24 protein-coding genes are annotated in these 26,382 nt (G+C 64.4%); 8 read left to right on the plus strand and 16 right to left on the minus strand.

Annotated features, from left to right (window positions below):
- Positions 1-26: 26 nt before the first annotated feature.
- Complete coding sequence (locus BGK68_RS06125) at positions 27-1,703, minus strand: ShlB/FhaC/HecB family hemolysin secretion/activation protein (protein WP_075256340.1); 1,677 nt, start codon at positions 1,701-1,703, stop codon at positions 27-29.
- Between the two features lie 321 nt (positions 1,704-2,024).
- Positions 2,025-2,960 carry a LysR substrate-binding domain-containing protein gene (locus BGK68_RS06130; RefSeq protein ID WP_075256341.1) on the minus strand — a complete coding sequence of 312 codons (936 nt, stop codon included), beginning with the start codon at positions 2,958-2,960 and terminating at the stop codon, positions 2,025-2,027.
- Positions 2,961-3,095: 135 nt separating this feature from the next.
- Between BGK68_RS06130 and BGK68_RS06135 the strand changes: the two genes are divergently transcribed.
- Positions 3,096-3,869 carry an aspartate dehydrogenase gene (locus tag BGK68_RS06135; protein WP_075256342.1) on the plus strand — a complete coding sequence of 258 codons (774 nt, stop codon included), beginning with the start codon at positions 3,096-3,098 and terminating at the stop codon, positions 3,867-3,869.
- A 107-nt stretch (positions 3,870-3,976) separates the two neighbouring features.
- Here the strand turns inward: BGK68_RS06135 and def are convergent, their stop codons facing one another.
- Positions 3,977-4,495, minus strand: a complete 519-nt coding sequence (gene def / locus BGK68_RS06140) for a peptide deformylase (protein WP_075256343.1) — start codon at positions 4,493-4,495, stop codon at positions 3,977-3,979.
- Positions 4,496-4,753: 258 nt separating this feature from the next.
- Here def and dprA point away from each other — a divergent pair, with 258 nt between their 5' ends.
- The 3 genes from dprA to BGK68_RS06155 all read left to right on the plus strand — a co-directional run bounded on the left by dprA (position 4,754) and on the right by BGK68_RS06155 (position 9,442).
- Positions 4,754-5,890 carry a DNA-processing protein DprA gene (gene dprA, locus BGK68_RS06145; protein ID WP_075259696.1) on the plus strand — a complete coding sequence of 379 codons (1,137 nt, stop codon included), beginning with the start codon at positions 4,754-4,756 and terminating at the stop codon, positions 5,888-5,890.
- A gap of 87 nt (positions 5,891-5,977) precedes the next feature.
- On the plus strand, positions 5,978-6,454 hold the full coding sequence (locus tag BGK68_RS06150; RefSeq protein WP_075256344.1) for a DUF494 family protein: 477 nt from the start codon (positions 5,978-5,980) through the stop codon (positions 6,452-6,454).
- A 309-nt stretch (positions 6,455-6,763) separates the two neighbouring features.
- Positions 6,764-9,442, plus strand: coding sequence for a DNA topoisomerase III (locus BGK68_RS06155; RefSeq protein ID WP_075256345.1), 2,679 nt, complete (start codon positions 6,764-6,766; stop codon positions 9,440-9,442).
- Between the two features lie 87 nt (positions 9,443-9,529).
- On the opposite strand, the gene BGK68_RS06160 is transcribed toward BGK68_RS06155, so the two are convergent.
- Positions 9,530-10,306, minus strand: coding sequence for an exodeoxyribonuclease III (locus BGK68_RS06160; protein WP_039790188.1), 777 nt, complete (start codon positions 10,304-10,306; stop codon positions 9,530-9,532).
- Positions 10,307-10,480: 174 nt separating this feature from the next.
- Here BGK68_RS06160 and pyrE point away from each other — a divergent pair, with 174 nt between their 5' ends.
- Positions 10,481-11,140 carry an orotate phosphoribosyltransferase gene (gene pyrE / locus BGK68_RS06165; RefSeq protein WP_075256346.1) on the plus strand — a complete coding sequence of 220 codons (660 nt, stop codon included), beginning with the start codon at positions 10,481-10,483 and terminating at the stop codon, positions 11,138-11,140.
- Between the two features lie 113 nt (positions 11,141-11,253).
- Here pyrE and BGK68_RS06170 read toward each other — a convergent pair whose 3' ends face one another.
- The 6 genes from BGK68_RS06170 to BGK68_RS06195 form a co-directional block, all read right to left on the minus strand.
- Positions 11,254-11,751 carry a Signal transduction histidine kinase gene (locus tag BGK68_RS06170; RefSeq protein ID WP_075256347.1) on the minus strand — a complete coding sequence of 166 codons (498 nt, stop codon included), beginning with the start codon at positions 11,749-11,751 and terminating at the stop codon, positions 11,254-11,256.
- Positions 11,752-11,955: 204 nt separating this feature from the next.
- A complete protein-coding gene (locus tag BGK68_RS06175; RefSeq protein ID WP_013236590.1) occupies positions 11,956-12,483 on the minus strand; it encodes a peroxiredoxin family protein in 528 nt (175 codons plus the stop codon).
- 151 nt (positions 12,484-12,634) lie between these two features.
- Positions 12,635-13,294 (minus strand): BON domain-containing protein, encoded by a 660-nt coding sequence (locus tag BGK68_RS06180; protein WP_075256348.1) that lies wholly within the window; start codon positions 13,292-13,294, stop codon positions 12,635-12,637.
- On the minus strand, positions 13,287-13,883 hold the full coding sequence (locus BGK68_RS06185) for a phosphoheptose isomerase (RefSeq protein WP_075256349.1): 597 nt from the start codon (positions 13,881-13,883) through the stop codon (positions 13,287-13,289). The genes BGK68_RS06180 and BGK68_RS06185 overlap by 8 nt, the downstream gene beginning before the upstream one ends.
- Positions 13,884-14,004: 121 nt before the next feature.
- Positions 14,005-14,373: a YraN family protein gene (locus BGK68_RS06190; RefSeq protein ID WP_075256350.1), complete on the minus strand. Its 369-nt coding sequence runs from the start codon at positions 14,371-14,373 to the stop codon at positions 14,005-14,007.
- A gap of 15 nt (positions 14,374-14,388) precedes the next feature.
- Complete coding sequence (locus BGK68_RS06195; RefSeq protein ID WP_075256351.1) at positions 14,389-15,687, minus strand: penicillin-binding protein activator; 1,299 nt, start codon at positions 15,685-15,687, stop codon at positions 14,389-14,391.
- A gap of 13 nt (positions 15,688-15,700) precedes the next feature.
- Between BGK68_RS06195 and rsmI the strand changes: the two genes are divergently transcribed.
- A complete protein-coding gene (gene rsmI, locus BGK68_RS06200) occupies positions 15,701-16,636 on the plus strand; it encodes a 16S rRNA (cytidine(1402)-2'-O)-methyltransferase (RefSeq protein ID WP_075256352.1) in 936 nt (311 codons plus the stop codon).
- Between the two features lie 24 nt (positions 16,637-16,660).
- Here rsmI and BGK68_RS06205 read toward each other — a convergent pair whose 3' ends face one another.
- The 6 genes from BGK68_RS06205 to BGK68_RS06230 all read right to left on the minus strand — a co-directional run bounded on the left by BGK68_RS06205 (position 16,661) and on the right by BGK68_RS06230 (position 24,137).
- Entirely contained in the window at positions 16,661-17,857 is a 1,197-nt protein-coding gene (locus BGK68_RS06205) for a septal ring lytic transglycosylase RlpA family protein (RefSeq protein ID WP_075256353.1), read from the minus strand.
- A 155-nt stretch (positions 17,858-18,012) separates the two neighbouring features.
- Entirely contained in the window at positions 18,013-19,122 is a 1,110-nt protein-coding gene (gene rodA, locus BGK68_RS06210; RefSeq protein WP_075256354.1) for a rod shape-determining protein RodA, read from the minus strand.
- 90 nt (positions 19,123-19,212) lie between these two features.
- Entirely contained in the window at positions 19,213-21,183 is a 1,971-nt protein-coding gene (mrdA, locus tag BGK68_RS06215) for a penicillin-binding protein 2 (RefSeq protein WP_075256355.1), read from the minus strand.
- Positions 21,184-21,202: 19 nt separating this feature from the next.
- Positions 21,203-21,712: a rod shape-determining protein MreD gene (gene mreD, locus BGK68_RS06220; RefSeq protein ID WP_075256356.1), complete on the minus strand. Its 510-nt coding sequence runs from the start codon at positions 21,710-21,712 to the stop codon at positions 21,203-21,205.
- Entirely contained in the window at positions 21,709-22,770 is a 1,062-nt protein-coding gene (mreC, locus tag BGK68_RS06225; RefSeq protein WP_198937166.1) for a rod shape-determining protein MreC, read from the minus strand. Before mreC ends, mreD begins: the two co-directional genes overlap by 4 nt.
- 323 nt (positions 22,771-23,093) lie before the next feature.
- Entirely contained in the window at positions 23,094-24,137 is a 1,044-nt protein-coding gene (locus BGK68_RS06230) for a rod shape-determining protein (protein ID WP_006465688.1), read from the minus strand.
- A gap of 358 nt (positions 24,138-24,495) precedes the next feature.
- On the opposite strand from BGK68_RS06230, the gene gatC reads away from it, so the two are divergent.
- Together gatC and gatA are read left to right on the plus strand one after the other, a co-directional pair.
- Positions 24,496-24,798 carry an Asp-tRNA(Asn)/Glu-tRNA(Gln) amidotransferase subunit GatC gene (gene gatC, locus BGK68_RS06235; protein ID WP_075259697.1) on the plus strand — a complete coding sequence of 101 codons (303 nt, stop codon included), beginning with the start codon at positions 24,496-24,498 and terminating at the stop codon, positions 24,796-24,798.
- A gap of 76 nt (positions 24,799-24,874) precedes the next feature.
- Positions 24,875-26,341, plus strand: coding sequence for an Asp-tRNA(Asn)/Glu-tRNA(Gln) amidotransferase subunit GatA (gene gatA, locus BGK68_RS06240; protein WP_075256358.1), 1,467 nt, complete (start codon positions 24,875-24,877; stop codon positions 26,339-26,341).
- Positions 26,342-26,382: the final 41 nt, after the last annotated feature.

The following is a 26,382-nucleotide window of genomic DNA, read 5'->3' on the forward strand; positions in this document are numbered from 1 at the left end:
CTTGTCAGGCGGCGCCAATGCCGCGATCAGAACGACCACATGAGACTGAAGCCGGCGCTCACGCGCGCGGTCTTGAACTGGTTTGGCTTGGAGAGCGGGGTGCCGGCGAAGAGCTCGTAGGAGGCGCTGCCGATGGCGCCGCGCAGGCCGGTGACAGCGCCAGCCAGGCGTCGCCCGGTGAGCAGATCCGTCGAGGGGCCGCCGACCTGTCCGTAATCCACCCCCAGATAGAATTCCTGGCCGCTCTGGCCCAATGCCGCCGCCAGTTCATTGCGCACGAACCAGCCGTTTTCGGCCAGCAGGGTCACCTCGCCATCAAAGCCGCGCACCGTATAGCGACCGCCGATGGAGAAGCGGTCCTGCGGGGTCAGCGGGGTGCCGTTCCATTGGGCGCGCGCGGCCAGGGAATAGCGCAGGCCCTGCTTGCCCCACGGCGCTTGCCAGGCAAAGGGCAGATTCAGCGCCAGGTCTGCGGTGGTGATGCGAAAGCGTGATGTGCCTTCGCCAAAAGCTTCTTCGGGCGCAGGCAAGGCGCCGAACGCGCCTGTACCGCGCCGGTGGGCCAGTGCCAGATCCAGCGTAGCCTCGTCGATGAATTCGCGGTGGGACAGTCCGAGCTCCCAGCCCGCTGTGCGGCGGCGCTGGACTTCCACCTCGGTGTCGTCGACGAAGTTGCTGGAAGTCTTCAGAAATCCCTTGAGCGACAAGGTGGTCTTGCGCACGGCGTCGCGATAGACCAGGCGCGAGAGCTTGAGCTCGTTGTTTTCGCTCTGGCCGCTGTACATGTAGGTCTGGTTGATGCCGGCCACGGCCTGGTGATAGCTGCTGGCGCTGTTGGTGAAGGCGAGCGCCCAGTAGCCCAGGGGCAGCGAATAGTGCACCACGCGGCTCTGGCTGCCGCGCGTACCGGGATCGCCGCCGCCCAGGTCGTGGCTGTGGCTGATGTAGAAGAGGTCGTTGAGGGTCAGCCAGTTGTCCAGCGACAGGGTCGCGCTGGCCTGGTACTTGCCGGTGGATTTGGTGCCGCTATCATCCAGCGACAGCGTCAGCCGCACGGGCAGGGCCTGCCGGTAGCTGATCACCAGGTCGCTATCACCCGCCTTGGCGTCGGCGTCTTCGCTGGGCGTGACCTTGATGTCGGCCTCGGCGGTGGGGACGCGCTTGAAGTTCTCCAGTCCCTGCTCGATGTCGCGCAAGTTCAGGAGATCGCCCGCCGAGGCCGGCAGGGCGTTCCACTGCGACGCGCGCGGGTCTGCATCGGGCGCGAAACGGATGTGGCGGATCCGGCCCGGCACCACGGTCAGACGCAGCTCGCCGCTGGCGATGTCCTGGGGCTCCGCCAAAACACGGGTGGTGATATAGCCGCGTGCAACGATCTCGTTCTGGAGACGCGCCATGACCACGTTGATGCCTTGTACCCCCAGGCAACGGTTGATGGCGGGGTCGTTTCCGCCGGTGACGCTGGAGAGCGCAAACTGGAAGCGCTCGGCCATTTCACCGGACAGGATGATCCTGGTCACAGCAAAGCAAGGTGATTCGCCGCTGGGGATCTTGCCTGCCGCCCCCGGGGCGGCGGCTGCCTCAGGCAGGCGGACGTCGGGTTGCTGCTCCTGTTGCTGACGCAGTTGCCGTTCGCGTTCCTGCTGACGCTGGAATTGCTGCGTTGATGCATCACTTTGCGCCCACCCCGGCAGGGCATGCATCAGCCCGCTCGCCAGCGCGGCCGCAGCAAGCGCACAGCGCACCGCTCCGCCATGACGGTCAAATGTCTTGGTATCCAAACTGCGCCCCTGAACCCGCAATAATTTATTGAATTATTTCTGTGCGGGAATTTTATTCAGGAGCATTGTTCTTGCCTAATGATAATGTAAGTATTTGTGAAGATTGCTCAGAAATGAGACAGAAAATTGTCTTCCCGTCTTTTAAAAATATTAATAATTGCAGGAGATGGATGATATTTGGGTGCAAATGTCCTCACGATCCGCTCCGTTTCGTGATGGCGTGACAGGAGCTCAACAGCACGCCTAGGCCATCTCGCCCCCCTGGTCCAGCAGCCATTGCCTGAAGCGTCGCACCGCGCCGTCGTCATAACGATCCCCTGGCGTGAGCAGGTAGTATTGCCCCGCGCTCGGGGTGGGGCCGTCGAATAGCCGGCGCAGGCGGTGTTGGGGATCGAAGCTCTCGGCCAGCACGGACGGCACAAGGGCGATGCCTTCGCCATTCATCGCCGCCTGCAGCGCCACCGGATACTGGCTGCATTCCATGCCGGCCTGTCGCGCGCCAAGGCGGCTGCCGTGCTGCTGCAACCAGTGCGCCCATGCATCGGGACGGATGGCGGTATGGATCAGCCTGTGCTGGCTGAGGTCGGCCACGCTCCGGACCGGATGCTGCCGCCACAGTCGCGGATGGCAGAGCGCGACCAGGGCGTCCGGGAACAGCAGGTCAGCGCGCAGGTCGTGCCAGTCCACGGCCATGCGTTTCTTCAGCGGCAGACCCTGGCTGATCGTGCCGGGAAGGCTGCCCACCTGTATCGACATATCCATCTGCGTACGGCGAAAGTCCGCCGCGCCGGTCGCCACGACGATGCGCACATCGATCTCCTTGTTCTCCCGCCAGAACAGCTCCAGCCGTGGCACCAGCCATAACGAGGCCAGGCCGGGCAGCACGCCTATCGTCAGTGTGCGGCGCTGCCGCCGTGCATGGACTTGGTCGCCCGCTCCGCAGATGCGCTCGAAGGCCTGGCGTACCTGCTGGAAGTACGCCGCTCCCGCTCTGGTGAGCTCGATGCGCCGGGTCAGGCGGACAAACAGTTTCTGCTCCAGATGCTCCTCCAGAATGCGCACTTGGCGGCTGACCGCGCTCTGGGTCACGTGCAGTTCGTCGGCAGCGGCGGTGAAGGAGAGCAGTCGTGCGGTGGCCTCGAAGGCGCGCAGGGCGGTCAGGGGTGGCAGCTTGTTCATGGCGGGAAGGAAGAATGGTGGAGCATTGCCATCAGCGCATGCATGAGTTCAAGGAATGCATGTGCCATTATAGTCATTTGTCAGTCCCGACCGGTCTCCCTAGAATTCGCGGATCTGATCACCAGGGAGACCAGGATGAACGTCGCCATTGCAGGTCTGGGAGCCATCGGCTGGGCCGTTGCCAATGCCATCGATAAAGGGATGCCGGGGATCACGCTCTCTGCGGTCGCCGTGCGTGATCCGGCTGCGGCAGCTGAACGCCTGCGCATGCTGGCGCATCCGCCCGCCTGTGTCGCGCTTGCTTCGCTTGCCGATTACGGTGAAGTCGTGATCGAGTGCGCCGGTGCTCATGTGTTGCGCGAGATGGCCGCTCCCGTGCTGGCGTCGGGCCGGCAGCTGGTGGCGATGAGTGCGGGGGCCTTTGTGTCTTCGCCGGCGCTGGCGTTGCTGTGGCAGAGATATCGTTCGCAGATCCACATCCCCAGCGGTGCGCTCGGCGGGCTCGATGCCGTCGCCGCCATGGCAGAGGGGCATATCGAGGCGGTGCGCCTGTTGACCACCAAGCCTGCGGCGGCGCTGCGGGGCGCCCCTGGCTTGATGCAGCTGGGCATCGACGTGCAATCGATCACCAGGCCGATGCAGGTCTTCAGCGGGACGGCGGCCCAGGCCCTCCAGCTCTTCCCCGACAACCTGAACGTGGCGGCGGCGCTGGCCCTGGCGGGTGCGGGCGCGCACCGTACCATGGTGGAGGTGTGGCTCGATCCGCATGCGCGCACCAACCGGCATGAGGTCGAGGTGCAGGCCGACAGCGGACGCTTGCGCTTTTCCATGGACGCCATGCCTTCCTCCAATCCGAGGACGTCATCGCTGGCGGCGCAGTCGGTGCTGGCCTTGCTGCGCAGGCTGTAGCGCGGGCGCGTCGGCGCACGGGGATCGTGCCCATGAAAAACGCCGGCCAGGCATCCACCTGGCCGGCGTTTGCGCCGGTGCATCTCGCTGGGCTGGCAGGCCGGGGCTTAGCCCGCCTTCTTCTTCAGCTCGCGCTCTTCCTTCTGCAGCTTGGTCTTGATGCGGTTGCGCTTCAACGGTGAGAGGTATTCGACGAAGACCTTGCCCTTGAGGTGATCCATCTCGTGCTGGATGCAGACGGCCAGCAGTTCATCGGCATCGACCTCGAAGGCTTTGCCGTCGGTGTCGAAGGCGCGCACCTTCACGCGGGCCGGGCGTTCCACGCCATCGTAGATGCCGGGCACCGACAGGCAACCTTCGTCATAGACGCGCTTGTCTTCGCTGGCCCAGACGATCTCGGGGTTGATGAACACCTGCAGGTTCTTGCCATCGTCGGAGACGTCGATGACCACCACCTGCTCATGCACGTCTACCTGGGTCGCGGCCAGGCCCACGCCGGGGGCGGCGTACATGGTCTCGGCCATGTCGGCCACCAGCTTCTTGATGCGCTCGTCGAAGACGGTCACGGGGGCGGCGATCTTGTGCAGGCGCGGATCGGGGTAACGGAGGATGTTGAGCAGGGCCATACGCTGTTTCTCGGAAATCTTGCAATCGTTCTGGGTGGAGCAGGAGGACCGGGCCTCGTCATTTTGCGAGGCGCCGGAGGATTCGTGTCGGGAATGTGTTTTAGATGTGGCCAGCCTGTACGGCTTCAAGCGCGACCGCGGCACAATCGTGGTCTGGTCCGCCGGGGATGCCTTGCGGCCACAGGTTGATCTCCCGATCAAGCTGAAAAAGTGTATCACAGCGCCGCAGAACGCCTCGGGGCGCGCGGCATTGCCACCATGCCAACTTTGACTGCCTTGCCTGACTTTCCTGATGATGATCCTGCCGACCTGGCCTGGTGGCTGCGTCTGTCCCTGTCCGAGGGCGTGGGCCCCGCCACGGCGCGCCGCCTGCTGGCGGCCTTCGGCTTGCCGGGCCAGCTCTGGCAGGCCGATGCCAGAGCCCTGGCGGCCGTGGCGTCGCCGGCCCTGGCCGCACGCCTGTTGCGCGCTCCCACGCCGGCCGTGCGCGCGCAGATCGCGGCGACGCTGGCCTGGCTGCACCAGCCCGGCCACGCCATCCTGACGCTGGCGGACTCGCGCTATCCGCCGGCCCTGCTGGAGATCGCCGATCCACCGCTGTTGCTGTACCTGCGCGGCGACCCCGCCTGGCTCAGCGCCGAGGCGGTGGCCGTGGTGGGCAGCCGCAACGCCACCGCGCAGGGGATCGCGCATGCCAGCCGTTTTTCGCGCGAGCTTTCCCGCGCCGGCCTGACCATCGTTTCGGGGCTGGCCTTGGGCATCGATGCCGCCGCGCACGAGGGCGGGCTGGACGGCCCGGGATCGACCGTGGCCGTGATCGGTACTGGTATCGACATCGTCTATCCACGCCGCCATGAGGCGCTGGCGGCGCGCATTGCCGCTGCCGGCTGCATCGTCAGTGAATATCCCCTGGGTACGCCGCCGCTGGCGTCCAACTTCCCGCGCCGCAACCGTCTCATCTCGGGACTGGCGCGCGCGGTGCTGGTGGTGGAGGCGGCGGCGCAGTCGGGTTCGCTGATCACGGCCCGCATGGCCGCCGAGCAGGGGCGCGATGTCTTCGCCATTCCCGGTTCCATCCATGCGCCGCTGGCCAAGGGCTGCCACCAGCTGATCCGCCAGGGCGCCAAGCTGGTGGAGACGACGCAGGACATGCTCGATGAGTTGCCATCACGGCAAGCTGTCCGGGTGGCAAATCCCTTACCGCAGAGCCTGGTCGAGGACGATGCGATGACTTTCCTTGTCATGCAGGCAATGGCCCACGATCCGGTCGATACCGACACCCTGGCCGCCCGCTGCGGGCTGGAAGCGGCGGCCCTGGCAGGCTTGTTGCTCACGCTGGAGCTGGCGGGGCGCATCGAGTTGTTGCCAGGTGCGCTTTACCGCAGGTTGGAATGAAGAAATTAGTAGCCGCCGCCGGCCAATTGCTGCGATACTGACCTTGGCTGACTTGTACATTCATAACCTTCGCGATAGAGTACGAACATGTTTGATGTCCTCGTTTACCTGTACGAAACCTACTATCGCCCTGATGCCTGCCCCGAACCGGAGGCCTTGGTCAAGAAATTGTCCGCGATCGGTTTCGAAGAAGATGAAATCTCCCAGGCACTCGGATGGCTGACCGATCTTGAGGTCGCCAACCACGAATTCGCCGACAACTATCCCCGTCAGACCGCATTTTCCTTCGGTACCCGCATCTATGCGCGCCAGGAAAGCGATGTGCTGGGCGTGGAAGCCATCGGTTTCATCCAGTTCCTGGAATCGGCCAAGATGCTCGACCCGATCCAGCGCGAGATCGTCATCGAACGCGCCCTGGCCGCTGGCGAAGCGCCGGTGGGACTGGAAAAGCTCAAGGTGATCGTGCTCATGGTGTTGTGGAGCCAGGGCAAGGAGCCGGACGGCCTGATGTTCGAGGAGCTCTTCCTCGACGAGGACGACGCCGAACCGCGCCTGCTGCACTGAATTTCCCCAAAGGGTCGGGCGCGCCTGCACCAGGACGGGGCATTCCCGCAGATTTGCAAATGGTTTGAAACACAGCAACGGCAAGCCTTGTGCTTGCCGTTTCATTTGCATCACGCTTATCATTGCCCCGCATTGGGCCGTTATTGGCTACTATATAAAAATTCCGTTGTCCACAGGCAATGAAGCGCCGGCAGATGTGCCGCCCTTGCCAGGATGACATGGTTGTTTCGGGACATCCCGGCCCCAACTGGGCCAGACCGGCCCCGCAACATGCCAGCAACCGACCTCTCTACATCGAGACCCATACTTATGAGCAAGACCCTCATCATTGCCGAGAAGCCCTCTGTCGCGAACGACATCGCCAAGACGCTCGGCGGCTTCACCAAGCACGATGAGTATTTCGAATCCGATCAGTACATCCTGTCATCGGCCGTCGGCCACCTGCTGGAAATCGCAGTCCCCGAGGAATACGACGTCAAGCGTGGCAAGTGGAGCTTCACCCACCTGCCCATGATCCCCCCGCACTTTGCGCTGAACCCGATCGCCAAGACCGAGTCGCGCCTGAAGGTGCTCTCCAAGCTGATCAAGCGCAAGGATGTGACCACCCTCATCAACGCATGTGACGCGGGCCGCGAAGGTGAGCTGATCTTCCGCCTCATCGCGCAATACACCAAGGCCAAGCAGCCGGTGAAGCGCCTGTGGCTGCAATCGATGACGCCCGGCGCCATTCGCGAGGGCTTCGCCCATCTGCGTGATGACGAGGAAATGCTGCCGCTGGCCAATGCCGCGCGCTGCCGCAGCGAGGCCGACTGGCTCATTGGCATCAACGGCACCCGCGCCATGACCGCCTTCAATTCCAAGGAAGGCGGCTTCTATCTCACCACCGTGGGCCGCGTGCAGACGCCGACCCTGTCCATCGTGGTCGAGCGTGAAGAGAAGATCAAGAAGTTCGTCTCGCGCGACTATTGGGAAGTGCACGCCGAGTTCGTCTGCGCTGCCGGCATCTACAAGGGCCGCTGGCTGGACAAGGGCCACAAGAAGGACGAGGCCGATCCCGAGAAGCGCCCCGAGCGCCTGTGGAGCAAGGCGGCTGCCGACTCCATCGTGGCCGCCTGCCGCGACAAGCCGGGCAATGTCACCGAGGAATCCAAGCCGACCACGCAGATGTCGCCGGGCCTGTTCGACCTGACCAGCCTGCAGCGCGAGGCCAACTCGCGCTTCGGCTTCTCGGCCAAGAACACCCTGGGCCTGGCCCAGGCGCTGTATGAAAAGCACAAGGTGCTGACCTATCCGCGTACCGACTCGCGCCACCTGCCCGAGGACTACATCAACACGGTCAAGGACACCATGGAGGCGCTGGCGGAGAACAACAACTACCACCAGTTCTCCAAGCAGATCCTGAAGCAAGGCTGGGTCAAGCCCAACAAGCGCATCTTCGACAACACCAAGATCAGCGACCACTTCGCCATCATCCCGACCACCCAGGTGCCCAAGAACCTGTCGGAGCCGGAACAGAAGCTCTACGACCTAGTGACGCGCCGCTTCATGGCGGTGTTCTTCCCGCCGGCCGAGTTCCAGGTGACCACCCGCTTCACGGAAGTGTCGGGCCACCAGTTCAAGAGCGAAGGCAAAGTGATGATCAACCCTGGCTGGCTGGCCATCTACGGCAAGCAGGTCGAGGAAGACGACAAGGACAAGGAAGGCGGCGGCAACCTGGTGGCCGTGGCCCCTGGCGAGAAGGTCAAGACCGACAAGGTCACTGCCAACGGCCTGGTCACCAAGCCGCCCGCCCGCTACACCGAAGCCACGCTGCTGTCGGCCATGGAAGGCGCGGGCAAGCTGGTGGACTCCGATGAGCTGCGCGAAGCCATGGCCGGCAAGGGCCTGGGCACGCCAGCCACGCGCGCGGCCATCATCGAAGGTCTGCTGAACGAAAAGTACCTGATCCGCGAAGGCCGCGAGATGATGCCCACCGCCAAGGCCTTCCAGCTGATGACGCTGCTGCATGGCCTGGGTGTGGATGAACTGACCGAACCCGAACTGACCGGCGAGTGGGAGCACAAGCTGGCCCAGATGGAGCGCGGCAAGATCAGCCGTGACGAGTTCATGCGCGAGATCGCGCAGATGACCCAGATCATCGTCAAGCGCGCCAAGGAATACGACAACGACACCATCCCCGGCGACTACGCGACGCTGAAGACGCCTTGCCCCAACTGCGGCGGCGTGGTGAAGGAAAATTACCGTCGCTTCGCCTGCACCAAGTGCGAATTCTCGATGAGCAAGGTGCCCGGTGGTCGTCAGTTCGAGATTGCCGAAGTGGAAGAACTGCTGCAGAACCGCACCATCGGCCCGTTGCAGGGCTTCCGCTCCAAGATGGGCCGTCCGTTTGCGGCCATCCTGAAGATTTCGCGCGACGAAGAGATCAAGAACTTCAAGCTGGAATTCGACTTCGGCCAGGACCAGGCGGACGGCGAAGGCGGCGAGCCGGTGGACTTCAGCGAGCAGACCCCGCTGGGCGCCTGCCCCAAGTGCGGCAGCGGCGTCTACGAGATGGGCCTGGCCTATGTCTGCGAGAAGACCGTGGCCAAGCCCAAGGCCTGCGACTTCCGCAGCAGCCGCATCATCCTGCAGCAGGAGATCCTGCCGGAGCAGATGGCCAAGCTTTTGAACGATGGCAAGACCGACCTGCTGCCGGGCTTCATCTCGCAACGTACGCGCCGGCCTTTCAAGGCCTTCCTGGTGCGTGGCAAGGATGGCAAGATCAGCTTCGAGTTCGAGGAACGCAAGGCCAAGGCGCCGGCCAAGGGCAAGGCGGCTGCGGCCGAGGCTGATGACGGTGCGGACGAGGCAGTAGCCAAGCCGGCTGCCAAGAAGACGGCCACCAAGACGGCGGCCAAGACCACGGCCACCAAGACCAAGGCGGCAGCGGCCAAGAAGCCGGCCCTGCGCAAGGCGACGCCGAAGAAGGCTGCGGCTCCGGACGCCTGATTCTCTGGCGGCCAGAAACGACAAAGCCCTCGCACTTCACGGTGCGAGGGCTTTTTGTTGGCGAGGCCGATCTGGTTCGGCGGCTGCTTAGTCGCTGTACACCACCGTCAGCGGCGCATGATCCGAAAAACGCTGTTCCTTGTAGATCGCCGCACTCACCGCCTTGGCCGCGATGCCCGGCGTGGAGACGTGGTAATCGATGCGCCACCCCACGTTGTTGGCCCAGGCCTGGCCGCGGTTGCTCCACCAGGTGTAGGCCTCGCCGGTGGTTTCCGGATGCAGGCGGCGATACACGTCCACCAGGCCCAACTGGTCGAAGATGCGCGTCATCCAGGCGCGTTCCTCGGGCAAGAAGCCCGAATTCTTCTGGTTGCTCTTCCAGTTCTTCAGGTCGATTTCCTTGTGGGCGATATTCCAGTCGCCGCAGATGACCACTTCGCGGCCACTCTTTTCCAGCTCCATCAGATGCGGCAGGAAGGCTTCCATGAAGCGGAACTTGGCTTCCTGGCGTTCCTCGCTGGAGGAGCCCGAGGGCGCATAGAGCGAGATCACGGTCAGGTCGCCGTAGTCGCATTCGACATAGCGGCCTTCGTCATCGAATTCGGTATTGCCAAAGCCAATGCGCACCGAGTCCGGCTGGCGGCGGCTGTAGACGCCCACGCCCGAGTAACCCTTCTTCTGGGCATAGTGGAAATGGCCGACATAGCCGGCCGGGGCCAGGAAGTCTTCGGTCATGTCGGCGGCCTGGGCCTTGAGTTCCTGGACGCAGACGAAGTCCGGCGCTTCCTTTTGCAGCCACTCGAAGAAGCCCTTCTTGGCGGCCGAGCGGATTCCGTTGAGGTTGGCGGAGACGATTTTTGGCATGGATGTCCTGTTTGCTTGCTGCAGAAGTGTGTTCAATCAGGCCGGTAGCATAACCGATAGGGTGAATCATTTAAAATGGCGGCCTGATGAAGGCTTTGCCATCGTGCTGCCTTGCTTGCGGGCAAGCAGCTGCGGTCCGCGCCTTCCGTTTTGACTCTTCCCGGGAAATGCATTGTGAGCAACTTGAGACAGGAATTCATCGAATTCGCGGTATCGGCCGGCGTGCTGAGCTTTGGCGAATTCGTCACCAAGGCGGGCCGTACCTCGCCTTACTTCTTCAACGCCGGCCTCTTCAGCGAAGGCGCAACGCTGGCCCAGGTGGCCCGCTTCTACGCCCAGACCCTGCAGGATTCGGGCGTGGAATATGACATGCTGTTCGGCCCCGCCTACAAGGGCATCACCCTGGCCTCGGCCACCGCCGTGGCACTGGCCGGTATGGGCCGCAACGTGCCCTTCGCCTTCAACCGCAAGGAAGCCAAGGACCACGGCGAAGGCGGCACCATCGTCGGCGCCAAGCTGCAGGGCAAGGTCGTCATCATCGATGACGTGATCTCGGCTGGCACCTCGGTGCGCGAGTCGGTGGACATGATCCGCGCCGCCGGCGCCACCCCCTGCGCGGTGCTCATCGCCCTGGACCGCATGGAGCGCTCGGGTAAGGATGGCGCGCTGTCCGAACTGTCCGCTGTGCAGGAAGTGGCGCGCGAATACGATATGCCGGTCATTTCCATCGGCAACCTCAATGACCTCTTCGAGTACATCTCCAACGGCGGCGATGCCCGCCTGGCGCAGTACAAGGATGCGGTGGCAGGCTATCGTACTCGTTACGGCGTCTAAAATACGGCAAAGCAGGTCAATGAAAGACAAAAGGCTGCATCTTCGCGATGCAGCCTTTGTTTTTACGGTGTGTGACGCTTTGTGGCGCTTGGTTGGATCGATGCGGTATCGCCTTACAGCGGCCTGATCGCGCCAGCCACATTGTGGCGTTGCAGGCGGTCATCCAGTTCTCCCACCTGGGCGGCCACGGCATTCTCGGTCTGCTCTACCCGCAGTTGGATATCGCGCTGCAGGGCGTCCAGGCGCTGCGCCAGCAGGGTTTGCTGCTCGCTCTGGCGCTGCTGCAGTTGCGCCAGCTCGGTCTTGAGATAGCCGCGCAAGTCGTTGAAACGCGAATGCTCGGCCTGGTCGGCCAGGGTGCGCTGGGCTTCCAGCTGCTTGGTCAGGCGGCGGCTTTCCAACATCACCGAGGTCTGCAGCGCCAGGATATAGAGCAGGAAGAACGCTGTCAGCACCACCACCACACCCAGCATCACCAGCCCCACCGGAGCCTGGAAGTCGGTGTAGATCAACGACAGCGTGGATGGCGTGGTGAACGCGGTCCAGTTGACGGCGGCGAAAATGGCGACCAGCGCCAGCAATACGATCAGCAAGATGGTTCGGAATCTCATTGCAGCCTCCTGTTTTCTTGTAGGGGAAGTGGCAGGCGCCATCGCTTCGGTTGACGGCGGGGGAATTGCTGTGTGTGGCATTTTGGACCGCCAGCGAGGGAAAGATGTTCCTTGTAGTTGCTGAAACGATATCTTTGATGTCGTCCGGACAGAAAAAAAGCCGGCATGCAGCCGGCTTTCGGATGGGGGCAGGAGGCAGAGGAATCAGGCCGCGCTCAGCGCCTTTTCCAGCAACTGGTGCAATTCGGCGAATTGCGGTTCGCCGACATAGCGCTTGATGATGTTGCCTTGCTTGTCGATGACGAAGGTGGTCGGGGTCAGCTTGACGTCGCCGAAGGCCTTGGCCAGTGTGTCCTGCGGGTCGAGGGCGACCTTGAAGGGCAGCTTGCGGGTTTCGGTGTAGTTCAGCACGTAGTTGGGCGGGTCATAGCTCATGGCCACTGCGACGAAGTCCAGGCCGCGGTCCTTGAACTTGTTGTACGTGTCTATCATCTGCGGCATTTCGCCGACGCAGGTGGTGCAGCTGGTGGCCCAGAAGTTGACCATGACCACCTTGCCGCGCAAGTCCTTCAGGTTGACCTGCTGGCCATCGAGCTTGGTGAAGGTGACGTCAGGCGCGGCGTTGCCGGCATTGACCTTGAAGTAGGTGAAGGCGGCGATGGCGGCCACCACCGCGAGGGCGGCCAGCTTGATCATGAGACCGCTCTTGGAAGCGTTCGGCTGTGCTTGCATGGGAAAACTCCGGAAAAGCGACGGGCGCTAGCCCCTCGGATCGGCACATTATAGACGTGGTGGCCGCTTCCTGCGTGGCCCGGGCCCAATTGAAAACCGCCGGACAGGCCGGCGGTTTGACTTGCATCAGGGTGCTGCTGCCAGGAGACGATCAGCTGGTGGCCTTGTTCTCGCTGGCGGGCTTGCGCTGATAATCCTTCAGTTCGTCTTCGCTGATGTATTCGAACAAGGTCACGACCTTGGTCACGTCGGACACGCCGCTGGCGATCTGGGCGGCGCGCTGGCCTTCGCGCTGGGTCACGCGACCCATCATGTAGACGATGCCGCGCTCGGTGGTGACCTTGAAGGCGCTGGAGTAGAGCGTCTTGTCGTCCACCAGGCTGGCCAGGACCTTGCTGGTGATGAGCGCATCGTTGGAGCGCGAACCGAAGCTGGAGGCGGGCATCACCGCCAGTTCGTTGTAGACCGTCTCGACGTTCTGGATGGCGCGGGTCTCGCGCTCGGCGGTCGCCTTGGCGGCTTCATTGGGCACTTCACCAGAGAGCAGTACCTTGCGGTTGAAGGCGGTCACGTTCACGTGCGAGCCGGCGGGGAGGACTTCCGGCAGGCGCGATTCGCCCTTGACCACGATGGATTTGTCTTCGGTCTGCGCACCCAGCGTGCGACGGTCGGTCGCGGCAAAGGTGGTGGCCAGCGCGCCGCCGGCGAATACCGCGAAACAGCCTTGCAGGCTCAGCGCCAGCATGCCGCCCAGGGCCACTGCGGCCAGCGGGCGGCGCAGGGTCGTCAACAGCGAAGGTGCTTCATTCATGTGCGTCATCTCCAAAAAGTGCGACGTCGATGCCGTCGCAGATGCAGTGCAGGGTGACCAGATGCACTTCCTGGATGCGCGCGGTACGGTCATGCGGCACGCAGATATGCACATCGGCGTCGTTCAAGACCTTGCCAATCTTGCCACCGCCCTTGCCGGTCAGCGCCACCACGCGCATGTCCCGCTCGTGGGCCACTTCGATGGCTGCCAGGATGTTGCCCGAGTTGCCCGAGGTGGAGAAGGCCAGCAGGATGTCGCCGGACTGGCCGAAGGCCTGGACCTGCTTCGAGAAGATTTCCTGGTAGCTGTAGTCGTTGCCGACTGCGGTGAGGATGGAGGTATCGGTGGTCAGCGCCAGGGCCGGCAGGGGCAGGCGCTCACGTTCGAAACGACCCACCAGTTCGGCGGCGAAGTGCTGGCTGTCAGCAGCCGAACCGCCGTTGCCGCAGGCAAGGATCTTGTTGCCATTCGACAGCGCGGTGAACATAAGTTCAATGGCTTGTTCGATCGATTGCGCCAGTACGCTGGCGGCCTTCATCTTCAGGTCGGCGCTTTCCTGGAAATGAGCGAGGATGCGAGGATTTGTCATGATGCCTGCGATTATAGTTGAGACGGTGGGGGGCTTAGCCCCTGTCCTGGGTAAGTAAATGTCCGTGGACCGGTCGCACATGATACGCCAGCAGTGTGCGATTGCGCCGGCAATGGCCTATTCAGGCTTCAATGGCGTTGCGCAGCCACTGCAATTGCGGCCCGTCCAGGGCAATGACATCGAAGCGGCAGGGCGGGGTGGATGCCTGCATCTGCAACCAGCGCTGCGCCGCCAGGATCAGGCGGCGCTGCTTGGCCGGCGTGACGCTGGCGGCCGCGCCTCCATAGGAAGTGCTGGCGCGGGCGCGCACTTCGACGAAGACCACGGTGTCACCCTCGCGCATGATGAGATCGATTTCACCGCCCTGGCAGCGGTAATTGCGCTCCAGCAGTTGCAGGCCCTGCTGGCGCAGATGCGTCAGCGCCTGTTGCTCGGCCACCTCGCCGGCACGCTGGCGCGAGGTGCGCGGCCCTGAAGCATTGAGCGCCATGACGCCGTCGCGGCCTCAATACTGGTCGGCCGTGGGCACCGGCCAGCCATCCTGGTAGATGGCCTGGGTTTCCTGGCGCTGGAAATAGGTGGCGCCGCCGCTGACCATGTTCACGTTCAGGCGTCCGGTTACACCGTCCACGTCAAAGCCCGAGCGCTGTTGCGCGATGCCGTAGGCGATACGGTAGGCATCGATGCCCAGCGCATACAGGCGCGCCAGATCGGGGTTGGGACGCTCGTTGTCGTTGAGGGCCGGGCGGGGATAGCGGGCCACGGCCACGTTGTCGGCCTGCAATTGCCAGGGGATGTCGATGAGGCGCACGCCATCCAGTTCCGGCAGCTTGTCGTTGGGATTGTCACGCTTGAGCGTAAAGGGATTGATCTGCGAAGTGCCATACAGCGGCAGCTCGGCGCCCACAGCGCTGCGCAACTGCACGGCCTGGGACGCATCCAGCGCCAGGAACAGCAGCGCCGGCTTTTCCTGTTCCACGCGCTTGGCCAGTTGCGCCAGGCCGGGGGCGGAGAGGGCGTTGGAGGGCGTGCTCAGTTCCAGCGTCTCCACCTGCATGCCCAACTGGCGCGCGCGCAGCTGGAAGGAGCGGGCAGCCCGCTTTTGCCAGGTCACGCCGGTGGAAATGGCGAAGATCTTGCCGGGCGCTTTTTCCTTCTCGACCCAGTTGGCGACTTGGCGGGCTTCTTCATCGATGGACAGTCCCACCGCCAGCATCTGCGCCGGCAACTGCATCTCGCCTTCGCCGGCCATGTCCGGCTGGGCCAGGGCGATGGTGGGCTTGCTCACGCGTCCGCTCTGCGCCACCGCGGTAACAGCGCTGCGCGAGAGCGGGCCGATGAGGATGTCAAAGCGCGCCGAGGCCTCGTCATAGGCGCGCTGCATGTCGGCCGCCGAGTCGCCCGTTTCGATGATGGAGAGCTGGATGTTGTCCTTCTGGCGCGAATAGGCCGTCAGCAGGCCGGTGCGTACCGCATCGGCGGCGGCCCCGAAAGCGCCGCCGCGGTTGGGCAGCAGCACCGCCATGCGCACCGGCGCTGCGGTAGCCGGTGCTGTGGCAACCGGCGCGGCAGGCAGGCCCGCGGCCTCTGACTGGGCTTCGGACGAGCTGCCCGGCGGCAGGATCGGTGCGCCGGCATTGCCTGCGCCCACGTTCGCAGCGGGCAGCGCAGGGGTGGCAGTCTGCGCCAGCAGGCGTACACTGTCGGCTGCTGTGGCGGCGTTCGGTGCGAGCGCCGCCCAGGACGCCAGCAAGCCAGCCACCAGGGCCGCTCGCGCGCTCATTTTCATCAATCCAGTGAACATCCCGCCTCCTCCAATGAATCAGAATTCCAGCGTTGCCGCCACCATCCTGCAAGATGCCGCCCAGCAAAACTATCCGGTGTCGGCATTATATGTGCTGGCTACGCCCATCGGGAATGTCTGCGACATCAGCCTGCGCGGCCTGCACCTGCTGAGCATTGCCGACGCCGTGGCCTGCGAGGACACGCGCAACACCAGTCAGTTGTTGCAGCGCTACGGTCTCTCGCGCCCGCTGCTGGCCACCCACGAACACAACGAACGCGAAGCCGCCGCCAAGATCATCGAGCGCCTGCGCGCCGGGCAGCGGGTGGCGCTGGTGTCCGATGCGGGCACCCCGGCGGTGTCCGATCCGGGCGCGCGGGTGGTCGATGCGGTGCGCGCGGCGGGTTTGCAGGTGATCCCCCTGCCGGGCGCCTCGGCGGCGATCACGGCCTTGTCGGCGTCGGGCCTGACCGATGAGCGCTTCCATTTTGTCGGCTTCCTGCCGGCCAAGACGCGCCAGCGCGAGACAGCCTTGCAGGAACTGGTCGAGTTGCCGGCAGCCCTGGTGTTCTATGAAGCGCCGCACCGCATCGTCGAGACCGTGCAGTCGCTGTTGCAGGTGTTCGGTCCGCAGCGGCAGGTGGTGCTGGCGCGCGAGCTGACCAAGCTGTTTGAAGACATCCACCGCTGCCCGCTGGGCGAAGCGCCCGACTGGCTGGCGCAGGACGCCAACCGCCAGCGCGGTGAATTCGTGATCCTGGTAGAAGGTGCGCCGGTGACCGAGGGCGATGGCGCCGAGGCCGAGCGCGTGCTGCGTATCCTGCTGGCCGAACTGCCGGTGCGGCAGGCGGCTGCGCTGGCCGCGCAGATCACGGGTGTGAAGAAGAATGCACTCTATGAGCGCGCCCTGGCGATCCGCCAGGGCGCGCATGAGGACGAAGAGGAGGGTGAGGGTGAGGACGACGCCTGATCCCGGAGGATCGGGCGGCGACGATCAGCGCTCGACAATGAAGGGCGTACCCGCGCTGCGCTGGCGCACCAGCATGGCGGCATTCTGCGCCGCCGGACGGGTGGGATAGGGGCCGGCGTAGAGGCGATAGAGCCCGTTGACCTGCACCGCCTGCATGCTGTCGACGATGCCCGAGAGGCTGGGCAGCAGTTTCTCCTTCGCCTGCAGGGCGTTGGTTTCCTGGGAATAGGCGCCGAACTGCAGATAGTAGCCCGCTGTCAGCGGCACCGCCTGCGGCATGGCCGGGGAGGGCGCCGAGCCGCTCGCCACGGCATTGATGATGCCGCCGCCGCCGTTGAGACCAGCGCCATTGGCCGCGCTGGTGGTGGACGCGTTGATCGGCTGCACCGCTGCCACGGTGGGTTGCGGCGGCAGGTTCTGGCTGCTCACGGAGTTGATCTCGACCGCACCGGTGGAGACCCCAGCGCCATTGTCGGCGGCCTTGTTGATCGGATCGGCCGCCGCCACGGCGGTGCCATTGCGGCGGGCCTCGGCCATGCGCTGCGCTTCTTCGGGCAGGATGCGCTCGACTTCGAGTTCGCTGCTGCCGCTACCCAGGTAGCCCAGTTTCAGGGCGGCGGTATAGGAGAGGTCGATGATGCGGCTGGAATGGAAGGGGCCACGGTCATTGATGCGCACGATCACCTGCTTGCCCGTCTTCAGGTTGGTCACCCGGGCATAGGAGGGGATGGGCAGCGTGGGGTGCGCCGCCGTCATCTTGTACATGTCGTAGAGTTCGCCGGAAGAGGTTTTCTGGCCATGGAATTTCTTGCCATACCAGCTGCCGATGCCGCGCTGGACGAAGGGCTGGTTGTCCGTGATGGGAACGTAGGTCTTGCCGAACACCGCATAGGGACGGCTGGCAGCCTTGGAGACCGGCTCCACCTGCGGCTCGGCATCGGCCACGTCCAAGAGGCCGTCGGGGATATGGTCGCCCGGGCCGTCGTCCTTGTAGTAGCCGCCGCGTCCGGAGCCCGCCGCCGGCAGCGCCGGCACGTTGGAGGGACGCGAGGCGCCGGCCTTCACCGGCGTCGGGGCCTGGACGCCGCCCTGGCGGCTGGCCGGGGGCGTGGTGCCGCAGGCCGCCAGCAGCAAGGGCAGCAGCAGCGCCGCTGCACGCAGCGCCGCTCCGGTTGGAGGGACCGCCGCGCGGTCCGGATGTTGGAGTGATGGTGTTCCCATTGGCTGTCCTTGTTCAACAGTCGATGTGCCGGATCGCCCACCGGAGTGGGGCCGGGATTGTTCGCAACGATACCAGAGTGCAACCTCCCCAGGCTGACAACCCGTCAGTGGGGCAAGTTCAACCGGCTGCGCGGCGCGCTGTCTGCCGGGGTGGATCAGCTCTGCACCAGCTTGCGATGGCGCTGGATGCTCATCAGGATGCCCGCGCCCAGCCCCAGCGTCACCAGGGCCGTGCCGCCATAGCTCATGAAGGGCAGCGGCACGCCCACCACCGGCAGGATGCCGCTGACCATGCCCATGTTCACGAAGGCATAGGTGAAGAAGATCATGGTGATGGCCCCGCCCAAGAGGCGCGTGAAGAGCGTCGGTGCATTGGCCGTGATCATCAGGCCGCGTCCGATCAACAGCAGGTACAGCACCAGCAGCACGATGTTGCCGATCAGCCCGAACTCTTCGGAATAGACCGAGAAGATGAAGTCGGTGGTTCGCTCGGGGATGAATTCCAGGTGGGTCTGCGTGCCCATCAGCCAGCCCTTGCCGGTCACCCCGCCCGAACCGATGGCAATGGTCGACTGGATGATGTGGAAGCCCTTGCCCAGCGGGTCGGAGGTCGGGTCGATCAGCATCATGACGCGTTGGCGCTGGTAATCATGCATGAATGACCATACCACCGGCAGGCTGGCCGCCCCGGCGATGACCAGGCCCACCAGGATCTTCCAGGGCAGTCCGGCGAAGAAGATCACGTAGAAGCCGGCCGCCAGCACCAGCAGGCCCGTGCCCAGGTCCGGCTGGCGGATGATCAGGAAACCCGGGATCAGCAGCAGGATCGCCGCCACCAGGAAGGCATCCCAGCGCAGCATGCCTTCGCGCTTCTGGAAATACCACGCCAGCATCAGCGGCATGGCGATCTTCATGATCTCGGAGGGCTGCACCACCATGCCGATGTTGAGCCAGCGCCGCGACCCTTTCTTGATGATGCCGAACAGCGCCACCGCAATGAGCAGCGTCACGCCCACTGTATAGACCGGCACCGCCAGCCGCAGCAGCAGCTGGGGCGAGACGTTGGCAGCGATCCACATGACCACGAAGGCCACCAGGATGTTGCGCAGCTGGTCTTCCACCCGGCCGGGGAAGTTCATGCCGGCCGAATAGAGCGTCACGATGCCCACCGACAGGATCAGGAATACGATCAGCGACAGCGCGCCGTCGAACACCGTCAGGTGCGGCTTGATGATTTGCCACAGGGGCGGACGTTGCAGGCTCATGCCGGCTCCTCGTGCGTACTGCTTGTTGCGATGTCAGGGTGGGCGCGGCCGGGGCTTCCGGCTGCGTCCGTGTTCAAATCCGCGCCAGTCTCATTCCTGCACATCCGGCTGGACCGTCGGCGTGGCGCCGTTGTCCTCGGACGTGGGGCCTTCGACCGGTGTATCGGCGGTCACGGCCTCGGTAGGTGCGATCGACTTGATCGGCTCGTTGGGACGCTTGCCCAGCATGAAGTAGTCCATGGCCTTGCGCACCAGAGGCGCGGCCACGCCAGCGCCCCAGCCACCGTTCTCGACCACCGCCGCAATGGCAATGCGCGGAGCGTCGGCCGGGGCAAAGCCGATGTAGAGGCCGTTGTCGTGATAGATGCGCGAGAGTTTCCTGGAGTCGTACTTCTGGTTCTTGGCGATGTTGACCACCTGCGCCGTCCCAGTCTTGCCGCCCGATTCATAGGGGGCGCCCCGGAAGGCGGCGGCGCCCGTGCCTTCCTTGACCACGCCCACCATGGCGCGCTTGATGAAGTCGATGTTTTCCTGCTTCATCGGGATGCGGTAGCTTTCCTTGGGCACGGTCTCGGTGCGCTCGTGGGTCACGCCATCCTCGACGATCTTGACCAGGTGCGGCTTCATCACCACGCCATTGTTGGCCAGGATGGCCGTGGCCTGCGCCAGTTGCAGCGGAGTAAAGCTGTTGTAGCCCTGGCCGATGCCCAGCGAGACGGTGTCGCCGGCGATCCAGCGCTTCTGCTCGGGTTTGCGGAAGGCGGTGCGCTTCCACTCGGTGGAGGGCAGGATGCCGCGCTTCTCGTGCTCCAGGTCGATGCCGGTGATCTGGCCGAAACCGAACGGTTTCATGAAGTCATGGATGGCGTTGACTCCCATGTCATTGGCCAGCATGTAGTAATAGGTGTCGCAGGAGATGGCGATGGAGCGGTACATGTCGACCACCCCGTGGCCGCCTTCCTTGTCATCGCGGAAACGGTGGTTGCCCAGGATGAAGTAGCCCGGATCGCGGATGGCGTCCTGCGGACGGCGCTTGCCCAGTTCCAGCGCGGCCAGCGCCATGAAGGGCTTGTAGGTCGAACCGGGCGAATACAGGCCCGACAGGGGCCGGTTCAGCAGCGGCCGGTCGGGCGACTTGTTCAACTCGTCCCAGCTCTGCTGGTCGATGCCTTCGACGAACAGGTTGGGATCGTAGGAGGGCTGCGAGACATAGGCCAGGATGTCACCCGTAGCCGGGTTGATCGCCACCAGAGCGCCCTTCTGGTCGCCGAAGGCTTCTTCGACCACCTTCTGCAGCTCGATGTCGATGGACAGGATCAGGTTCTTCCCGGGCGTAGCCGGGGTGCGCGAAAGCGAGCGCACGGCGCGGCCACTGGCCGAGATTTCCACTTCCTCGTAGCCGGTGGTGCCGTGCAGCTGGTTTTCGTAGCTCTTTTCCAGGCCTTCCTTGCCGATGTAGTCGGTGCCGTTGTAGTTGGCCTCGTCGTCGGAGTCGGCAATGCGTTCGGCATCGCGCTGGCTGATGCGGCCGATGTAGCCAATCACGTGCGCCGCCGTCTTGCCATACGGATACTGGCGGAACAGGCGGGCCTGCACTTCCACGCCCGGGAAGCGATAGCGTTGGGCCGTGAACTTGGCCACTTCCTCATCGGTCAGGCGGGTGCGGATGGGGACGCTTTCGAAGTTCTTGGATTCTTCCTGCAGACGGCGGAAGCGGCGGCGGTCGCGCGGCTGGATTTCCACCAGCGTGCCCAGCTCATCGATGAGGTCATCGATGTTGGTGCGGATCTTGGAGGGCGTGATTTCCAGCGTGTAGGCCGAGTAATTGCGCGCCAGCACCACGCCGTTGCGGTCCAGGATCAGGCCCCGGTTGGGCACGATGGGCACCACCGAGATGCGGTTTTCCTCGGCCTGGGCGGCGTAGGCGTCGTGGCGCACCACCTGTAGCCACAGAAAGCGCGCCAGCAGCAGGCTGAAGCAGACCAGCACCAGCACGCTCACCGCCAGCAGGCGTAGCCGGAACAGCCTCAGCTCGTGCGCGGTATTCTTGAATTCGGTCATGCTGCTTGCACCTGGCCCCTCAGATGGGACGGTTTTCGTCGCGGTCGATGGCGCGGCGTTGCGGGGCCAGCAGCAACAGGCTCACCACCGGCCACAGCAGGGCCGACACCACGCTCTCGCTGAAATAGAACCAGTCCGGCGACTTGCCCGTGACCAGTAGCTGGATCACCAGCTGCACCGCCTGCGCCAGCAGCATCAGCGGCAGCACGTGCAGGGCCTGGGTGCGCAGCGGGAACCACAGCACGCGGCGGTGGATCATGATGGCGAAATACGACAGCAGGGTATAGGCCAGGGCATTCTCGCCCAGCAGCGTGGCTTCGTTGACGTCCATCAGCAGGCCCATCAGGAAGGCCACGCTGATGCCCACCTTGCGCGGCTGGTGGATGTTCCAGAACACCAGCGCCAGCGCCACGAAGTCGGGCACCCCGGCCATCTGGCCCCAGGGCATCAGGTTCAGCAGGAAGGCCACCACCAGGCTGAACGCGATGAACAGCGGATTGGCCGGCAGCAGGATGTAGTGATTGTTCATCGGGTGGTTTCCTTGGCGGCCGGCTTGGCGGGGGCGGTAGTGGCAGCAGCGGCAGCAGGCGCGGCTACCGCAGCGGCGCCGGCAGCGCCCTTGCGTTCTTCGGCCGGCTTGTCCTTGGGAGTGGCGTTGGCGTCGTCGGCGCTGTTGTCGCGGGTACTGTCACGCAGGCGGCGCTTGAAGAGCTTGGCCGACTTTTCGTCGATCACGTCCGGTTGCGGACGCGGCGGCAGGTTCTGCTCCACCAGCAGGATCAGCAACTGGCGATGGCGGTCGATGCCCGCCAGGGGACGGCAGACGATGCGCGCGAAGGAGTCGGCCGAGCGCGTCTCCACCAGCGCCACGCTGGCCACCGCCAGGCCAGGCGGGTAGAGGCCGTCGATGCCCGAGGTCACCAGCAGGTCGCCCTTCTGGATGTCGGCGTTGGCCGGCATGAAGCGCAGGTCCAGCGCGCCGGTCTGGCCACGGCCATAGGCCACGCTGCGCAGGCCGTTGCGCAACACCTGCACGGGGATGGCCTGGTCCTTGTCGGTCAGCAGCGTCACTTCTGACGTGAACGGGAAGACCCGCGTCACCTGGCCCACGATGCCGACCTCGTCGATGACCGGCTGGCCGGCCTCCACGCCCTGCTGGGAGCCACGGTTGAGGATGATCTTGCGGGTGAAGGGATCGCGCGCGTCGTAGAGGATCTCGCCGACGATGGACTTGACCGGCACCTTCTGCTGCATCTCCAGCAGCTTGCGCAACTGGGCGTTCTCGGCCGCCAGCAGGCGTTCCTGCTGCAGCAGCTGGGCGTTGACGATCTGCTGCTGGCGCAGCTCGCGGTTTTCCTTTTGCAGCGTGTTCAGCGCCACCAGTGAATCGGTGATGCTGGTGGCGGCGTCGCGCGGCATCATGGCGACCGTCTGGAACGGGTAGAGCGCCGTGGCCAGGGCCTGGCGTATCGTGCCCAGTACGTGCATGCGGGCGTCGACCACCAGCATCACGACCGACAGCAGCGCAAAGACGGTCACGCGGACCCGGGCCGAAGCGCCCTGCTTGAAGAGTGGTGGGATTTCCATGGCGTCAGGCCACCCGCAGGGCCGCGCGAGGCGGCTGCCGGCAGGCGGGATACTCACTTCCTGCGTCGACTACGATAACAAAAAAGGGAGCCGTCACGTCAGCCAGACCCAGCTCCAGCCGTGCCTGCGCCAAGGGCGGGAGAGGCTCCCGCAGCGGTGGGCAAGTCGGCGTGAACTGCGTCATATCGAACGTATCGGTTCCCCGGTGAACCCGGCGGTACATGGCCGTCGGTTATAAGTCGGTTACAACAGCGCAAAAAGCGCGAAACGCTGCGCCAGAGGCACAAAGGCCGGCGCAAGGCCGGCCGTGTGCGACTGTCGGCCTATTCGGCCGAGAAGATCGAGCCCAGCTTGTCCATGCGGTCCAGCGCCATGCCCGAGCCGCGCACCACGCAGGTCAGCGGATCTTCGGCCACGATCACCGGCAGGCCGGTCTCTTCCATCAGCAGGCGGTCCAGGTCACGCAGCAGCGCGCCGCCACCGGTCAACATCATGCCCTTTTCGGCGATGTCGGCGCCCAGTTCGGGCGGGGTCTGTTCCAGCGCGTTCTTGACGGCCGAGACGATGTTGTTGAGCGGATCGGTCAGGGCTTCCAGGATTTCATTGCTGGAGATGGTGAAGGAACGCGGGATGCCTTCGGACAGGTTGCGGCCCTTGACTTCCATTTCCTTGACTTCCGAGCCGGGGAAGGCCGAGCCGATTTCCTTCTTGATCGCTTCGGCGGTCTGTTCGCCGATCAGCATGCCGTAGTTGCGGCGGATGTAGTTGACGATGGCTTCGTCGAACTTGTCGCCGCCCACGCGCACCGAACCCTTGTAGACCATGCCGCCCAGCGAGATGATGCCCACTTCGGTGGTGCCGCCGCCGATGTCGACCACCATCGAACCGGTGGCGTCGGAGACCGGCAGGCCCGAGCCGATGGCGGCGGCCATCGGTTCCTCGATCAGGTAGACCTGGGAGGCGCCTGCGCCCAGGGCGGATTCGCGGATGGCGCGGCGTTCCACCTGGGTCGAGCCGCAGGGCACGCAGATGATGATGCGCGGGGAGGGGCGGAACAGCTTGGAGTCATGCACCATGCGGATGAATTGCTTCAACATCTGCTCGGTGACGGTGAAATCGGCGATCACGCCGTCCTTCATCGGGCGGATCGCCTCGATGTTGCCGGGCACCTTGCCCAGCATCTGCTTTGCTTCCTTGCCGACCGCCTGGATGGTCTTCTTGCCGTTGGGGCCGCCTTGCTGGCGGATTGCCACCACCGACGGCTCGTCCAGCACGATGCCATGGCCGCGCGCGTAGATCAGCGTATTCGCGGTGCCGAGGTCGATCGCCAGATCGTTCGAGAAGTAACTGCGGAGAAATCCAAACATGAGTTGTCCTGATGCGCCCGGGTTGGGGCGCCTAGCTTTTTGATAAGGGGGAGTGTCCGTTCATGCCGGGGCGACGCGAAAAACCGGCGCCAGCAAGGCATTAATCCGACATTCTACCTTATAATTCCCGAGAAACCAGCAAGCCGGTTTGCCAAAAAATCTGGCATTCGGGGACCTCCCGGCCGCCATCCGGCGCGGGTTTGCCGTTTTTGCGCAATCGCACCATGTCCTGACGGTGCCGGTCGCGCAAACGAACCAGCCCGACTGGCCGCCGTTGCGGAAAACTTCTTCCCGCCTTGCCGGCCACGGTCCTTCCAACTTCAACATCACGCGGCGCGCCCTGCGCGCCCTTTCGACCATGTCACTAAGCCTTTCCGACGTCAAACGCATTGCCAACCTGTCCCGACTGGAACTCACCGAGGCCCAGGCCGACCAGACGCTGGAGAAGCTCAACGGCATCTTCGCCCTGGTGGAACAGATGAAGGCCATCGATACCTCCGGCGTGGAGCCGTTGTCGCACCCGATCGCCGCCATCGAACCGGCGCTGGCGCTGCGCCTGCGCGAGGACGTCGTGACCGAGACCAATCGCCGCGACGACTACCAGCAACCCGCCCCGGCGACCCAGGATGGCCTGTACCTGGTTCCCAAGGTGATCGAATAAGCCCGGCGTAGCCGCTCACGCCTTCGCCCGCTCCCCCGGCACAGCCGACCAGCAAGACCGCAGCCTGACCTATTCCATGCATAAGCTCACCCTCAAAGAACTGTCCGCGCAACTGCAAGCGCGCAAGATTTCCGCCACCGAACTGGCGACCCTGTTCCTGGATCGCATCGACGCCAGCGACCTCAATGCCTTCCTGCATGTGGATCGTGAGTTGACCCTGGCGCAGGCCAAAGTCGCCGATAGCCGTCTTTCAGGCAATAATGCCGGTCAATTGACCGGTGTGCCTATTGCCCATAAGGACATTTTCGTCACACGCGGGTGGCGCACAACTGCAGGTTCGCGCATGCTCGACAATTACGTGAGCCCCTTCGACGCGACCGTGGTGGAGCAGTTCAATGCCGCCGGCACGGTCACCCTGGGCAAGCTCAACTGTGACGAATTCGCCATGGGATCGGGCAACGAGAACTCCTACTTCGGCCCCACCTTGAATCCCTGGGACAAGCGCGCCGTGCCCGGCGGCTCCTCGGGCGGTTCGGCCGCAGCCGTGGCCGCGCGCCTGGCGCCGGCGGCCACCGCCACCGACACCGGCGGCTCGATCCGCCAGCCGGCCTCGCTGTGCGGCGTCACCGGCATCAAGCCCACCTATGGCAGCGTCTCGCGCTACGGCATGATCGCCTTCGCCTCCTCGCTGGACCAGGGCGGCCCGATCGCCAAGACGGCCGAAGACTGCGGCCTGCTGTTGAACGCCATGACCGGCTTCGATGAGCGCGACTCCACCAGCCTGCAACGTCCCAAGGAAGACTTCACCCGCTCGTTGAACGACAGCCTGCAGGGCCTGCGCATCGGCGTGCCCAAGGAATTCTTCGGCGCCGGCCTGGCCGCCGACGTGGAAGCCGCCGTGCGTGCGGCGTTGTCCGAGTTCGAAAAGCTGGGCGCCAAGCTGGTCGAGATTTCCCTGCCCAAGACCGAGCTGTCGATCCCGGTGTATTACGTGATCGCCCCGGCCGAGGCTTCGTCGAACCTGTCGCGTTTCGACGGCGTGCGCTACGGCCACCGCGCCGCCGACTACGGCAATCTGGATGACATGTACCGCAAGTCGCGCGCCGAAGGCTTTGGCGAAGAGGTCAAGCGCCGCATCCTGGTCGGTTCCTACGTGCTCTCGCATGGCTACTACGACGCCTACTACCTGCAGGCCCAGAAGATCCGCCGCCTGATCGCCCAGGACTTCCAGAACGCCCTGGCCGGTGCCAACCGCCAGTGCGACGTCATCATGGGCCCGGTTTCGCCCACCGTGGCCTGGGACCTGGGTGACAAGACCAACGACCCGGTGGCCAACTACCTGGCCGACATCTTCACGCTCTCCACCAGCCTGGCCGGTCTGCCCGGCATGTCCATCCCCTGCGGCTTCGGACAGGGCGAGAAGAACGGCAAGCGCCCGGTCGGCCTGCAGATCATCGGCAATTATTTCGACGAAGCGCGCCTGCTGAACGTGGCGCACCAGTTCCAGCAGGCCACCGACTGGCACCTGCGCGAACCGGCCTGAGCCTGCAGCCCAGCCCTCGTCACCAACAACAGCATTCGCAA

Source organism: Herbaspirillum camelliae (assembly GCF_001929405.1).
Classification (GTDB): Bacteria; Pseudomonadota; Gammaproteobacteria; order Burkholderiales; family Burkholderiaceae_D; genus Herbaspirillum; species Herbaspirillum seropedicae.